The following is a 14,091-nucleotide window of genomic DNA, read 5'->3' as shown; positions in this document are numbered from 1 at the left end:
CCCGTAGTTACGTACCTTGAAAAGCGCCCGAGCAATGACCCGTACCGCCGACATTACCCGCAATACCAACGAAACGCAGATCCGCGTCTCGATCAACCTGGACGGCACCGGCCGCCAGAAGCTCAACACGGGCGTGCCGTTCCTCGACCATATGCTCGACCAGATCGCGCGTCACGGCATGTTCGACCTCGAAGTCGAGGCCGTGGGCGACCTGCACATCGACGCGCACCACACGGTCGAAGACACCGGCATCACGCTCGGCATGGCCGTGGCCAAGGCCATTGGCGACCGCAAGGGCATCCGCCGCTATGGCCACGCCTACGTGCCGCTGGACGAAGCCCTGTCGCGCGTCGTAATCGACTTCTCGGGCCGCCCGGGTCTGGAAATGCACATCCCGTTCACGCGCGCCATGATCGGCACGTTCGACGTCGACCTGACCGGCGAATTCTTCCGCGGTTTCGTCAACCACGCCGGCGTGACGCTGCACATCGACAACCTGCGCGGCGTGAACGCGCACCACCAGTGCGAAACCGTGTTCAAGGCGTTTGGCCGCGCGCTGCGCATGGCCAGCGAGCTCGATGAGCGCGCCGCCGGCATCATCCCGTCGACCAAGGGCAGCCTGTAAGGCGAGACGCGACATGGCCAATAAAATTGTTGTGGTCGACGGACTGGGCAACCTGCGCTCGGTGGTCCAGGCGCTGCGCGCCGCCGCGCCTGAAGCCGACGTGCTCGTTTCCAGCTCGGCCGCCGACCTCGATGCGGCCGACCGCATCGTGCTGCCGGGGCAGGGCGCGATGCGCGACTGCATGAGCAGCCTGCGCGAATCGGGCCTGGAGGACGCATTGCTGCGCGCCGCAAAAACGCGCCCGATCATGGGCGTATGCGTGGGCGAGCAGATGCTGTTCGATGCCAGCGAAGAAAACGGCGGCACGCCGGGCCTGGGCCTGTTGCCGGGCAAGGTCGTGCGCTTTCAACTCGACGGCAAACTGCAGAACGACGGCTCGCGCTTCAAGGTCCCGCAAATGGGCTGGAACCGCGTGCGTCAGTCGCGCGCCCACCCGTTGTGGGACGGCGTCGACGACAACAGCTACTTCTATTTCGTGCACAGTTATTACGCAGCGCCCGAAAACGCGCATGATGTGATCGGCGAAGCCGATTACGGCGGCCCCTTCTGCTGCGCTGTCGGCCGCGATAATATCGTCGCCACCCAGTTCCACCCGGAGAAAAGTGCGGCAGCGGGCTTGCGCCTGTACCGTAATTTCATCCATTGGAATCCTTGATTCACCCTTTGTTTTCAACCCGTTAACTCTACCGACAACGACCATGCTGCTGATCCCCGCCATCGACCTGAAAGACGGTCACTGCGTTCGCCTCCAACAAGGCGATATGGAACTCGCCACCGTGTTTTCCGAAGATCCCGCCGAAATGGCGCTGCATTGGCTCAAGCAGGGCGCGCGGCGCCTGCACCTGGTCGACCTGAACGGCGCATTCGCGGGCAAACCGAAGAACGAGTCGGCCATCAAGTCGATCCTGCAGATCGTGCAGGAATACGCTGAAGACAATGGCATCGACGAGATCCCGGTCCAGCTGGGCGGCGGCATCCGCGACCTCGACACCATCGAGCGCTACCTGGATGACGGCATCAGCTACATCATCGTCGGCACCGCCGCCGTGAAGAACCCGGGCTTCCTGCACGACGCCTGCGGCGCCTTCCCTGGCCACATCATCGTTGGCCTGGACGCGCGCGACGGCAAGGTCGCCACCGACGGCTGGAGCAAGATGTCGGGCCACGAAGTGATCGACCTGGCCAAGAAATTCGAAGGCTACGGCGTCGAATCGATCGTCTACACCGATATCGGCCGCGACGGCATGATGGGCGGCGTGAACATCGACGCGACCGTCAAGCTGGCGCGCGCGGTGAAGATCCCCGTGATCGCCTCGGGCGGCGTGCACGTGCTGGCCGACGTCGAAGCGCTGTGCGCAGTGCAGGACGAAGGCATCGAGGGCGTGATCTGCGGCCGTTCGATCTACGAAGGCACGCTCGACCTGGCCTCGGCCCAGGACCGCGCCGATGAACTGACCGAAGGCGCTGGCGCCTGATTCCATGCTCGCAAAACGCATCATCCCCTGCCTGGACGTCACCGGCGGCCGGGTCGTCAAGGGCGTCAATTTCAACGAGTTGCGCGACGCCGGCGACCCGGTCGAAATCGCGCGCCGCTATGACGCGCAAGGCGCCGACGAAATCACTTTCCTCGACATCACCGCCTCGAGCGATGGCCGCGACCTGATCCTGCCGATCATCGAAGCCGTCGCCTCGACCGTGTTCATTCCGCTCACCGTCGGTGGCGGCGTGCGCAAGGTGGAAGACGTGCGCCGGCTGCTCAACGCCGGCGCCGACAAGGTCAGCATGAACACGTCGGCCGTCACCAACCCGCAACTGGTGTTCGACTGCGCCCACAAGCACGGTTCGCAGTGCATCGTGGTGGCGATCGACGCCAAGCAGATCGCCCCCGGCCGCTGGGAAGTCTTTACCCACGGCGGGCGCAATGCGACGGGGCTGGACGCCGTCGAATGGGCGCGCAAGATGGAAAGCCTCGGCGCCGGTGAGTTACTGCTCACGTCGATGGACCGCGACGGCACCAAATCGGGCTTCGACCTGGGCCTGACCCGCGCCGTATCCGATGCCGTAGGCATCCCGGTGATCGCCTCGGGCGGCGTCGGCGGCCTGGAAGACCTGGCCAACGGCATTCTGCAGGGCCACGCCGACGCGGTGCTGGCGGCCAGCATTTTCCACTATGGGCAGCACACGGTCGGAGAAGCCAAGCGCTTCATGCATGACCGCGGTATCCCGATGCGCCTGGAGTAACGCAATGACAACGAATGCCAAATGGCTCAACAAGGTGCGCTGGGATGAACAGGGCCTGGTGCCCGTCATCGCGCAAGAGGCGACCAGCGGCGATGTATTGATGTTCGCCTGGATGAACCGTGAAGCGCTCACCCGCACCGTCGAATCGGGCGAAGCGGTGTACTGGAGCCGCTCGCGCAAGAAGCTGTGGCACAAGGGCGAAGAGTCCGGCCACATCCAGAAGGTGAGCGAGATCCGCCTGGACTGCGACGAAGACGTCGTCCTGCTCAAGATCGAGCAGGTCGGCGGGATTGCCTGCCATACCGGGCGCCACTCGTGCTTCTTCCAGAAGTACGACAACGGCGACTGGCACAGCGTCGAGCCGGTGCTGCAGGACCCCGACACGATTTACTCAAAAGACAAGAAGACCCCATGAGCGTTACCCTGGCCCGCGTCGCGGCCGTGATCGAATCGCGCAAACCCGCCAATGGCGGCGACCCGGCTGCATCCTATGTTGCCAAGCTGTTCGCCAAGGGCGACGACGCCATCCTCAAGAAAATCGGCGAGGAAGCCACCGAACTGGTGATGGCCGCCAAGGATGCCCGCGTCGATGGCGATGCTGCCAAGGTGCTGTATGAATGCGCCGACCTGTGGTTCCACTCGCTGGTGCTGCTGGCCAAGTTCGACCTCACGCCGCAGCAGGTGCTCGACGAGCTGGCGCGGCGCGAAGGTGTGTCCGGGCTGGACGAGAAAGCCGCGCGCACCGACGCCTGAGCCTGCACGCCGGCCCGCGTGCAGGGCTGGCGTGCCAACCCGCCGAACCGGTGTCATAATCAGTCCCTCGTCGTCATGGCGATGTCATGGAGCCTTGGTAGGATGCCCGTGCTCGCTTGCGTGTCATGCAATGTAATCATCTGGAGACCGAATGGATAACTGCATTTTTTGCAAGATCGTTGCCAAGCAGATTCCGGCTGCCATCGTTTATGAAGACGACGACGTGCTGGCGTTCAAGGACATCAATCCGGCAGCGCCCGTGCATTTGCTGGTGATTCCGAAGGTGCACGTGGCCACGTTGTCCGATTGCACCGACGAGCATGCGGCGTTGTTGGGCAAGATGCTGGCGCTGGCGCCAAAACTTGCCGAGCAAAATGGTATTGCGGTCAAGATGGACGCCGCTGGCAAGCCTGTTGGCGGTTTCAAGACGCTGATCAACGCCGGTCCGGATGGCGGGCAAGAGGTGTATCACCTGCATCTGCACATGTACGGCGGTCCGCGTCCATGGCGCGGGCTGGGGCTTTAGGCAGCGTCTAAGTTTGGGTTAAGTTCGGGTTAAGTTCGATTGGGAGCAACGGGCTCCCGCATCGCATATACTCGATGTCTATGCAGTTTGCGCTTCACTAATTTTTCAGGCGCCAGGCGCCATCAGGAGAACAACATGGGTGGATTGAGTATTTGGCACTGGGTCATCGTGCTGGTGGTCGTGATGCTGATTTTCGGCACCAAGAAGATCAGCAATATGGGTTCCGATCTGGGCAAGGCCGTCAAGGGCTTCAAGGATGGCGTCAAGGGTGACGAAGAGCGCGCTGCCGAAGCAGAAGCCGCCCGTGTCCAGGCAACGCAGCAGGTGGCCGACAAGTCGACCATCGACGTGGAAGCCCGCGACAAGACCCGCCTGTAATCCGGCGTCCTCATGATCGATCTTGGACTGTCAAAAATCGCGATCATCGGCGTTGTCGCGCTGATCGTGATCGGGCCGCAAAAGCTGCCCAAGGTGGCGCGCATGGCTGGCACGCTCTATGGGCGTGCCCAGCGTTACCTGCATGACATCAAGTCCGAGGTCAGCCGTGAAATCGAACTCGACGAACTGCGCAACCTGCACAAGGAAGTGCAGGACCGTGCGCAGTCGTTCAAGAACGACGTCGAATCGGCAACGAGCGAATTCGGCTCGTCCGTCACCAGCCACGTCGATGAAGTCGAGGCACTGTGGGACGAGCGCGGCTCGGATGCAGCTGCCCACGTGATCACGCCCACCGTGGCCGACATCGACCGCAAGGCCAAGGACTTCCGCCGCAAGAAGCTGGTGCGCACCTCCAGCGTGCCGGCCTGGTACAAGAACCGCCATGGCACCAAGCGCCATGTGATGTCGGGCGCGGCCCGCGTGCGCAAGTACCGTCCCGGTGCCGGCACGAATTCCACTTCCTCTTTTTTCTGATCGCCTAGCTGATGACTGAACAAGCCGCCGGCGAAGATACCTTCATCTCGCACCTCGTCGAGCTGCGTGACCGCCTGGTCAAGGCCTCGATCGGCATTGCGATCGTGTGCGCCGCGCTGATGGCGTGGCCTGGCCCGTCGCACATCTATGACCTGATCGCCGCGCCAATGATTGCGTCGCTGCCGCCAGGCTCGACCATGATTGCCACCGGCGTGATTTCGCCGTTCCTGGTACCGATGAAGGTCACGCTGCTGTTGTCCTTCATCCTGGCGCTGCCCTGGGTGTTCTATCAGGCGTGGGCCTTCATCGCGCCGGGTCTGTACGCCCACGAAAAACGCCTGGTGATGCCGCTCGTGATTTCATCGTCGCTGCTGTTCATCGGCGGCGTGGCGTTCTGTTACTTCTTCGTGTTCGGGCGCGTGTTCCACTTCATCAGCGCGTTTGCGCCGACGTCGATTGCCGTCACACCGGATATTGAAAACTACCTCGATTTCGTGATGTCGATGTGCCTGGCGTTTGGCGCCTCGTTCGAAGTGCCGGTGGTCGTCGTGATCCTGGTGCGCATGGGCATCGTGCCGATCGAGAAGCTGCGCGAAGTGCGCTCGTATGTCATCGTTGGCGCGTTCGTCATCTCGGCGATCGTCACACCGCCGGATGTGGTCAGCCAGCTGGCGCTGGCCATTCCAATGTGCCTGCTCTACGAGCTGGGCCTGATGGTCGCACCGATGTTCGCCCGCGCCACGCGCGCACCCGAAGAAACGGCGTAACAAACGCCTCGTTCCAATATGGGGGCGGCCCCTTGAGGCGCCGCCCCCTTCTCCCAATTACTGCATCAACTCCGAAATCATCTTGACCGGCGCATTGCCGTAGCTCAGGAACTGATCGTGGAACGCCTTCAGATTGAAGCGCTCCCCCAGTTGCGCCTTGCGACGTTCGCGCAGTTCCATGATCTGCTCGTAGCCGCTGTAGTAGCTGGTCAGCTGGACCGACGTCAGCGTGGCGCGGCGCCATTTCTCATCGGCTTCCTGGCGCGTCTGGAAGGCCTGGCGCGTCAGCAGGTCGATCGCCTGCGCCTGGTTCATGCCGTTCACGTGCACGCTGTAGTCGAGGATCGTGTTGGTCACGCTGCGCAGGTTCCACTTCGAGTACATCAGCCACATCTCGGGTGCGTTGTCGCCATAACCCGATTCGAGCATCATGCGCTCGCCGTAGACCGCCCAGCCTTCGACCATCGCGCCATTGCCGAACAGTGACTTGATCAGCGACGGCGAGCGGTTCGCGTGCACCAGCTGCGCATAGTGGCCTGGAATCGCTTCGTGGATGTTCAGGATTTGCAGGATCCACTCGTTGTACTCGCGCAGGCTGCTCTCGGCCTGGGCATCCGTCAGGCTGTCCATCGGCGTGACGTTGTAGTACGTCTTGTCCTTCGAGCGGTACGGACCCGGCGCATCGATGCTGGCGCCGGCCACGCCGCGCTGGTACATCGGCGTCTCGCGCACTTCGAGGGGTTTACTCGGGTCGAGCGTCAGCAGGTCATGCTTGATGACCCAGTCCTGCAGCAGCGGGATCTGGCGCCGGATCTCGGTGAAGAAGTCCTGGCGCTTGACGTGGCGTGCGGACAGCTTGTCGATCATCATGCCGATCTTCTGGAAGCGCTCGGCTGGCTTGGTCACGCCGGCCATGTAGCGCGGCCAGAGTTCGTCCGAGATCTTGTCCATGTGCGTGAGCAGCTCTTCGCGCGTGGCCAGGGCCTTGCGGTAGGTCTGCTCGGCGCTGCTGGACGACTGGATGTCGAGCGCAAACTTCTGCTCGTACAGCGCCTTGCCGATGCGGAACGGCCGCGCCTGGCCATTGGCGGCCTGGCGCTTTTCCATGTCGCTCAAAAAGTCGACGTAGCCCAATACTGCAGTGCCGGCGTTGGCGATGCGCTGCGCGAAGATGGTCTTTTCCTGCGTGGTCAGGATCGATTCCTGGGCCGCCTTGCCCAGGTCGGCCAGCACCGCCAGCGTGCCCGGCGCCTGGCTGATCGCCAGCTGGGTGTGCTCGCGCGTCGGCGTCTTGATCGACGCCTGCGCGGCCGCGTAATAGGCCGGCACGTCGGTCAGGCGCTTGAGGATCGTGCGCAGGCGCTGCGGCTTGGCCGCGTAATCGGTATTGAGGATCAGGTCGAGCGGCGCGGCGATGTTGTAGGCCGACGGGTTCCACTCGAACTCGCGCCAGGTGCTTAAGGCCCAGCGGTCTTTTTCCAGCTTGTTGAGCAGCAGCACCAGGTCGGTGCGGTAGCGCGGCGAGAGCTGTTTCGGATCGAGCTTGCCGAACTTTTCCAGCCATTCGTTGGCAAAGGCCAGCTGCTTGGCGCGGGTGGCAGGGTCGGGCAGCGTCAGGTTCGCGGCCTGGTCGAACTTGCCGACGTAGATTCCGCCTTCCGGGTCGACGCGCCACAGCGCGGTCAGGTACTGCATGCTCAGCGTGGACATGCGGCGATCCAGGCGGCCTTCGCTGGTCCGAGCCGGCGCGGCGCTGTCGCTGGTGCTGGCGCTTGCACTCGTGCTGGCGGCAGCGGTGGTCGCGCCAATGGCGGCGGCGCCGACGACGGCCTTCTTGGCCTTGGTCGACTTCTTGACGACCTTCGTCGATTTCGCCTTGCTCTTGGCTGGCTTGGTGGCGGCGCTGGCCGGCGCCAGTGCGAAGCAGGCCAGCAAGGCTGCCAGCGCGATTTTCGTTTTTATCATCGTATTCGGCCCTGTAACAAGTGTGAATTCGTGATCCGCAACGGCGCGAATCGCGTGCAGGTTAGCACCAAACCCGCCGTTTGCGGACGGATGAAACATTCCGACACGAACGGGACAAAGTGCAATATTACTGTTCTATTAAGGCAGCGCTATCTGCCCAGTCCGGTGCGCAGCATGTCGAGCATATCCGCTGGCGACATGCGCGCGGCCATCTCGGTGCCTTCCAGCAGGCTGTCGGCCAGGTCGCGCTTGTGGCGGTGCAGGTCGACGATGCCTTCTTCGATCGTGCCGCGCGCGACCAGCCGGTAGATCGTCACGGGCCGCTGCTGCCCCATCCGGTGCGCGCGGTCCGAGGCCTGGTCTTCCACCGCCGGGTTCCACCACGGGTCCATGTGGATCACGTAGTCGGCCGCCGTCAGGTTGATGCCCACGCCGCCCGCCTTCAGGCTGATCAGGAACATGTCGCCGTCGCCGGCCTGGAATGCGTCGACCCGCTTTTTGCGTTCCTGCATCGGCGTGGACCCGTCGAGGTACTGGTAGCGCACGCCTTGGGCGTCGAGATACTGGCGGATCAGGCTCAGGTGGCCGACGAACTGGCTGAACACCAGCACCTTGTGGCGGTTCTCGATCAGGTCCGCCGTGAGCCGCGCGAACGCGGCCAGCTTGCTGCTGATGATGCCGGCGCCAGGCGCGACCAGCTCGGGATTGCAGCAGGCGCGGCGCAGCCGCATCATCTCGGCCAGAATCTCGATCGACTTCTGGCCTTCGGGCGCCTCGAGCGCGGCCAGCTTGTCAAGCGCCTGGCGCCGCAGCGATTCGTACAGCGCGCTTTCTTCGGCGCTCAGTTCGACCGGGATGACGATCTCGGTGCGCGGCGGCAGTTCGGCCAGCACCTGTGCCTTGGTGCGGCGCAGGATGAACGGCGCGGTCAGGCGCCGCAGGCGCGCGCGGGCGGCCACTTCGGCGCGCCGGTCCTTCACCTTCTCGGACTGGGCTTTCTCGATCGGGCCGGCAAAGCGCAGCTGGAACTGCTCGGCGCTGCCCAATAAACCCGGATTGATGAAGCGGAACAGGTTCCACAATTCGCCCAGGTGGTTTTCGAGCGGCGTGCCGGTGGCCGCCATCCGGAAGTCGCCCTGCAGTGCCATCACGGCCTGCGAGCGCTTGGTGTGCATGTTCTTGATCGCCTGCGCCTCGTCCAGCACGATGCTGTGCCAGCGGCGGCCCTTGAAGCGCGCGGCCTCTTGCTGCAGCAGGCCGTAGCTGACGATGACGACGTCGAACGGCCCGGCGTCGTCCACCGTCGCCGCGCGCTCACCCGGCCCGAACAATTTCAGGTTCAGCGTCGGCGCAAAGCGCGCCGCTTCGTCGATCCAGTTCAGGCACACGGTCGTCGGTGCGACCACCAGCGCCGGGCCATCCTTGGCGCGCGTGAGCAGCAGCGCCAGCGCCTGCAGCGTTTTACCCAGACCCATATCGTCGGCCAGGCAAGCGCCCACGCCCCAGTGGGCCAGACGCGCCAGCCAGTCAAAACCCTCGAGCTGATAGTCGCGCAACTCGGCCTGCAGCGTCGACGGCAGCGTGGGCGTGAAGGCGGCGCTGTCAGCCATGCGCGTCAGGTGCGCTTGCCAGGCCTTGTCCCCGTCGACGCTGCCGGCTTCGCCCGCCAGTTCACCCAGCGCAAAGCTGGCCAGCGCGTGGGTGCGGATACCGTCGCCATGCAGTTCGCCATACGCGCCCAGCTCCATCAGGCGCCGGTGCAGTTCGTCGGACAGGGCCAGGTAATCGTTCTCGCCCAGCGCGACAAACCGGCTGCCGCTCTCGCGCAGCTTTTCCAGCAACGTGCGCAGGCTCATCACGCGGCCTTCGTCGATGACGATGTCGCCACTGGCGGCGAACCAGTCACGCTCGCGCCGGATCTGCACCCGCACCGATTTCGAGGTCGCTTTTTTGGTGACGCGGAACGATTCGCCCTCGGGCCAGGCGACGACGATCGAGGCCGGGTCCAGTGTCCTGAGTTCTTCGACCAGTTCGAGTGCCAGCATCGGTTGGCCGAGCAGCCATTCGCCGTGTTCCTGCTCGCCCTGTTCCAGCACGAGGCAGGCGCCGACCAGCTGACGTTCGGCCTCGCGCTCGGCGTTCATGTCGCGCTGCGCTTCGGTGCGGATGCCGTCGACATCGGCAATCACGCTGGCCGCACCTTCGCCCGGGCCGTAGTAGGCGCCGCCGGGCAGCGGGCGCACCAGCAACTGCATGCGCAGGCCCTGCTGGTAGGGACGCAGGTGAATGTGCATGCGCGCGTCGGCCGGCACGGTCTCGATATCGGCGCTGCTCGCGCCGATGTCCGACTGCACGGTGACGCTGGATGCCACCGCGCCGATGGCGCGCAGCACGCGCCGCTCGGCCGACAGCGGCACCTCCAGCCCGGCGCCGACGATGGCGGCGATGCGGCGGTGTTCGTCGTTGATGCGCACCAGGCGCAGGCGCGTGGGCGTCTCGAGCGTGATGACCACGTCGCCGTCCTCGTTGTCGATCGGCGGGTGCAGCGCAATGGACACCTTGTCGCCCTGTTTTTTCACCAGCAGTTCCGGCTCGCCCGGCAGCAGCTCGACGCGCGTGCCGGGGGAGGCCATCCAGAACAGCAGCGGATGGCCGACCAGGGCAGCGAGCGCCTTGTGTACTTCGAGCTCGAAACGGATGCCGCTGCCGGCGTAGTAACGGCGCCCGGCAATCGCATTGATCGCCTGCAGGTCCTGCGCCGTGAGGAACTCGAGCTGCGCGCCTTCTTCGGCCAGGCGTTTCAGGCCCAGCGCGCGCCCGCGGCTCCACGCGCCTTGCGCATCGCGCTTTTGCTCGCGCGGCTCGATCTCCTGCACGCCCAGGTGCGGGTCGTGGCGGATCAGCCAGACCAGGCGCGATTCCTTGACTTGCTCCACCGTGAGGGCGGGCTGCAGGTTGATCAGCGCATTGAGCTGGCGCTCCCACGGCTCTTCGCGCGTGAACCAGAGCGCCATGTCGGGCAAGCGGTGGCGCTGGCGCAGCTCGCTCGCGCGCGCCTCGTGCATCAGATAACCCGCCTGGCCCATCTGCGCCAGCACGCCGGCCAGTTGGGCCGACCACAGGTCGAACCCGGCCAGTTCGGATTGGGCGAGCATGTCTTCCAGCCGCGCCCGCTGGCTGTTCAAGGCGGGCAGCGCCAGCCAGTAGTGGATCAGCGCGCGAAACACGGTCGGCTCCAGCGACAGTTCCCAGCTGCGGGTGGCGAACAGGCTGGCGTCGACGGTGCCGCGCCGGATTTCGTGCAGCATGCCGAGCTGGAACCAGACTGCGTTGTCGGGCCGCTGCACGGCGCGGGTTTCGATCTCGAGCCAGGCATCGGCCAGTTTGCGGTGCGCCGGTTCGGTACTGCGCAGCAGGGCGGCCACCGCAATGTGCGCGCAGTGGCCGCTGAAGGTGGCCTTGCGCTTGCCGGTCTCGCGCCGCAACTGCTTCAGGGCCGCCTCGACGCCTGCCAGGCCGCCGTCCACGTCGTCGCGCAGCAGCTGCACGACGCTGCGCAGGAACAGGCCCGGCGAATCGGTCATCTCGGCCACCAGCGCCAGCGCATCGTCCAGGCGCCCGCACAGGATGTAGTGCTCGCCCAGCGCGCGGCGCAGCAGGCTTTCCGGGCTGCTATGCATGATGTAGCCCTCGGCGCAGGCGCGCACCGCCGGGGCCAGCGCCGGCTCGCTGCGCACATGCACGACCAGGACGTGCAGGACGGTCTCGCGCAGGCGCGGGTGGATGCGCTCGATCAGCGCCGGCGTGAAAGGACGCGCGCAGACGTCGACCAGCGGATGCAGGTAGCTCGCCTCATGGCAGGCCAGGCAGGCGTCGAGCAGCGGCGTGACGACGTCGATGTCTTGCCGCGTCAGCAGCGCGATGCGCAGCAGGGCCAGGCCCTGGCGGTAACTGCGCAGCATCAGGTGGCCCTGCCAGTCACGGCGCACGGTCGATACCGCGCCATACGCGCCCGCGACGACGTCGAACAAACCGCTGTCGAGGGCGAAGTCGAGCACGGGCCAGCTGGCCGCCGGGGCCAGTGCCAGACCGCGTTCGTTGGCGTCGACCAGCAGCCCTTCGGCCTTCAGGCGCGCCAGTTCATCGGCCCACTGCGCGGCCGGCAAAGGGGCATTGAGCGCCCGCATGTGCTCGAGGATGCGCTGGCGGCCCATCGGCTCGCCGGCGATCGCCAGCAGCGTCAGGATCGCGTGTTCTTCGGCGCTGCAGGCAGCCAGCTGCGCCCGTACGTCTTCAAGCAGTGGGCCACCCTTCATGCGGCGAGATTCTCGATCTCGATCGCGGGCAGGTCGGCCGGCACCGCAATACCGAACACGCGCAGGTAGAAATACAGCTCCGCTTCGAGCGTGCGCACCACGCTGTCGGCCTTGCGGAAGCCATGGCCTTCGCCTTCGAGCGTCAGGTAGGCGACCGGCAGCTTTTGCGCGCGCAGGGCGTCGACCATGCTTTCGGACTGCTGCGGCGGCACGACCTTGTCGTCCAGACCCTGGAAGAAGATCATCGGGCTGCGCAATTTGTCGCTGTGGTGGATCGGCGAGCGTTCGCGGTACACGGCCTGGGCGCGCTCGGGCGGCGCGGTCAGGTAGGCGTTGTAGCGCGACTCGAACTTGTGCGAATCTGCATCCAGCCCGGCCAGGTCGGACACGCCGTAGTAGCTGGCGCCGGCCTTGAACACGTCGTGGAAGGCCAGCGCCGACAACACCGTCAGGCCGCCGGCGCTGCTGCCGCGAATCAGCAGGCGTTCCGGGTCGACCACCCCGATGGCCGCCAGGTGGCGTGCACCGGCCACGCAATCCTCGACATCGACCACGCCCCACTGGTGCTGGAGCAGGTTGCGGTACTCGCGTCCGAAGCCCGTGCTGCCGCCATAGTTCACGTCCAGCACCGCGAAACCGCGGCTGGTCCAGTATTGGGTGGAGAGCTTGAGCGTGCTGGTCGCCATGCTGGTCGGGCCGCCGTGGCCGATCACGATCAGCGGTGGCAGTTCGTCCGGCAGCGGCGCGTGGTCGGGGTTGGCCGGCGCATAGTAGAAGGCGTACGCGGTGCGGCCGTTCGCGCTTGGATAGCTGATCGCCAGCGGCACGGCCAGGTACGACGTGGCCGGCAGTTGCGGGATCGAGTGCGCCAGCACTTCGAGCGGCGCGCCGGCCAGGTCGATGCGCGCCAGTTCGGGCGCGATGGTCGGCGCGCCGCCCAGCAGCGTCACGATGTCGCCGCTGACCTTCACGTCGCGGATGTCTTCATAGGGCGTTTCCAGCGGCGTCAGGCTGCCGTCGTGGGTGGAGACGATGCCCAGGTGGCTCACGCCCATCTCGATATACGCGCACACGATCTGTTCTTCGGAACGGAAGGCGTACTGTGAACCGCCGAAGTTCCACTGCGGGACGCCGAATTCGGCCGCGCGCTCGCACAGGGCGTCGACAGCGTCAGCGGCGTAACGGTACAGATTCCACCATCCGCTGCGATCGGACACGAAGTGCAGCACGCCGCCCGGTGACCATTCGGGCTGGCAGATCGCTTCGTCTGCCCCGCCGGCGATCAGGCGCCGGTTGACGATGGTGCCGTCGGCGGCCACGTCGCCCAGCCACAGTGCCGTGCCTTCCCACGGCATGTGCGGCAGCTCCCAGCACAGCCAGGCCAGCTGGCGGCCATCGGGCGACAGGCGCGGCGCGGCGTAGAAGTCGCTGCCCTCGACCAGCACGGTCTCGGTACCATCAAAGCCCACCGCGCACAGCGTGTTGACCGGGTAGGTCGCGCCCAGCGAATGGTCTTCGCGCACCGCCACCAGGCGACGTCGCCCGGCGTCGAGCACGAAGTCGGCAAAGCGGTGGCCGGTGTCGGCGGCCGTGACGGCGACCGGCTGGCCATCGTTCTCGACCCGGTACAGGCGATTGTCCGCATGGTGCGAGAACCAGGCGCCGCCACCGCTCAGCAGGTACGCGCCGCCGCCGTATTCATGCACGCGGCTGCGCACATTGAACGGCGCCGGCGTCAGTTCGCGCGTGCCGTCGGCGTCGTGCACCATCAGCGTCATGCGTCCGCCTTCGCTGGTGCGCCCCTCGAGCCAGCCGATGGCGGCGCCGTCGGGCATCGGCTGCGCCAGTGGCACGGCGCCGGCAGCAACGACGGCAGCAGTGATCGGGGAAGTCCAGGCGCCGCATGGCGTGGCTTGTTTGCTGGTGGCAACGGTCATAGAGGGGCTTTTTCGAAGGGTGGACGAGCATTATAGTGCGCCCCCAAGA

Annotated in this window: 13 protein-coding genes; 10 read left to right on the top strand and 3 right to left on the bottom strand. The window is 65.4% G+C overall.

Going from position 1 to position 14,091, the window contains the following annotated elements; all coding sequences use genetic code 11:
• The first annotated feature begins 34 nt into the window (after window positions 1-34).
• The 10 genes from hisB (at window position 35) to tatC (ending at window position 5,824) form a co-directional block, all read left to right on the top strand.
• Window positions 35-625 carry an imidazoleglycerol-phosphate dehydratase HisB gene (gene hisB, locus AC56LY_RS19155; RefSeq protein WP_183555121.1) on the top strand — a complete coding sequence of 197 codons (591 nt, stop codon included), beginning with the start codon at window positions 35-37 and terminating at the stop codon, window positions 623-625.
• A gap of 13 nt (window positions 626-638) precedes the next feature.
• Window positions 639-1,280, top strand: coding sequence for an imidazole glycerol phosphate synthase subunit HisH (gene hisH, locus AC56LY_RS19150; protein WP_183555123.1), 642 nt, complete (start codon window positions 639-641; stop codon window positions 1,278-1,280).
• A gap of 43 nt (window positions 1,281-1,323) precedes the next feature.
• Window positions 1,324-2,100, top strand: coding sequence for a 1-(5-phosphoribosyl)-5-[(5-phosphoribosylamino)methylideneamino]imidazole-4-carboxamide isomerase (gene hisA / locus AC56LY_RS19145; RefSeq protein WP_258836814.1), 777 nt, complete (start codon window positions 1,324-1,326; stop codon window positions 2,098-2,100).
• A 4-nt stretch (window positions 2,101-2,104) separates the two neighbouring features.
• The gene (gene hisF, locus AC56LY_RS19140) at window positions 2,105-2,866 is read left to right on the top strand and encodes an imidazole glycerol phosphate synthase subunit HisF (RefSeq protein WP_183555127.1); all 762 of its coding nucleotides are present in this window, start codon (window positions 2,105-2,107) and stop codon (window positions 2,864-2,866) included.
• A 4-nt stretch (window positions 2,867-2,870) separates the two neighbouring features.
• Window positions 2,871-3,281, top strand: coding sequence for a phosphoribosyl-AMP cyclohydrolase (hisI, locus tag AC56LY_RS19135; RefSeq protein WP_183555129.1), 411 nt, complete (start codon window positions 2,871-2,873; stop codon window positions 3,279-3,281).
• Window positions 3,278-3,619: a phosphoribosyl-ATP diphosphatase gene (locus tag AC56LY_RS19130; protein WP_258836813.1), complete on the top strand. Its 342-nt coding sequence runs from the start codon at window positions 3,278-3,280 to the stop codon at window positions 3,617-3,619. Before hisI ends, AC56LY_RS19130 begins: the two co-directional genes overlap by 4 nt.
• Before the next feature lie 151 nt (window positions 3,620-3,770).
• Window positions 3,771-4,145 carry a histidine triad nucleotide-binding protein gene (locus AC56LY_RS19125; RefSeq protein WP_499582289.1) on the top strand — a complete coding sequence of 125 codons (375 nt, stop codon included), beginning with the start codon at window positions 3,771-3,773 and terminating at the stop codon, window positions 4,143-4,145.
• Between the two features lie 135 nt (window positions 4,146-4,280).
• Window positions 4,281-4,523: a Sec-independent protein translocase subunit TatA gene (tatA, locus tag AC56LY_RS19120; RefSeq protein WP_183555135.1), complete on the top strand. Its 243-nt coding sequence runs from the start codon at window positions 4,281-4,283 to the stop codon at window positions 4,521-4,523.
• 12 nt (window positions 4,524-4,535) lie between these two features.
• Window positions 4,536-5,057, top strand: coding sequence for a Sec-independent protein translocase protein TatB (gene tatB / locus AC56LY_RS19115; RefSeq protein ID WP_499582287.1), 522 nt, complete (start codon window positions 4,536-4,538; stop codon window positions 5,055-5,057).
• Window positions 5,058-5,068: 11 nt separating this feature from the next.
• Window positions 5,069-5,824 (top strand): twin-arginine translocase subunit TatC, encoded by a 756-nt coding sequence (gene tatC, locus AC56LY_RS19110; protein ID WP_183555141.1) that lies wholly within the window; start codon window positions 5,069-5,071, stop codon window positions 5,822-5,824.
• A 57-nt stretch (window positions 5,825-5,881) separates the two neighbouring features.
• Here tatC and AC56LY_RS19105 read toward each other — a convergent pair whose 3' ends face one another.
• The 3 genes from AC56LY_RS19105 to AC56LY_RS19095 form a co-directional block, all read right to left on the bottom strand.
• The gene (locus tag AC56LY_RS19105) at window positions 5,882-7,789 is read right to left on the bottom strand and encodes a DUF885 domain-containing protein (RefSeq protein WP_499582285.1); all 1,908 of its coding nucleotides are present in this window, start codon (window positions 7,787-7,789) and stop codon (window positions 5,882-5,884) included.
• A gap of 149 nt (window positions 7,790-7,938) precedes the next feature.
• Window positions 7,939-12,105 carry an SNF2-related protein gene (locus tag AC56LY_RS19100; RefSeq protein WP_499582283.1) on the bottom strand — a complete coding sequence of 1,389 codons (4,167 nt, stop codon included), beginning with the start codon at window positions 12,103-12,105 and terminating at the stop codon, window positions 7,939-7,941.
• Complete coding sequence (locus AC56LY_RS19095) at window positions 12,102-14,042, bottom strand: dipeptidyl-peptidase 5 (protein WP_499582281.1); 1,941 nt, start codon at window positions 14,040-14,042, stop codon at window positions 12,102-12,104. The genes AC56LY_RS19100 and AC56LY_RS19095 overlap by 4 nt, the downstream gene beginning before the upstream one ends.
• Window positions 14,043-14,091: the final 49 nt, after the last annotated feature.

The sequence above is a fragment of the Telluria sp. ZT3P25 genome, assembly GCF_059685895.1.
The sequence above is the reverse complement of the archived record's forward strand: the minus strand, read 5'-3'. Positions and strand labels throughout refer to the sequence as shown.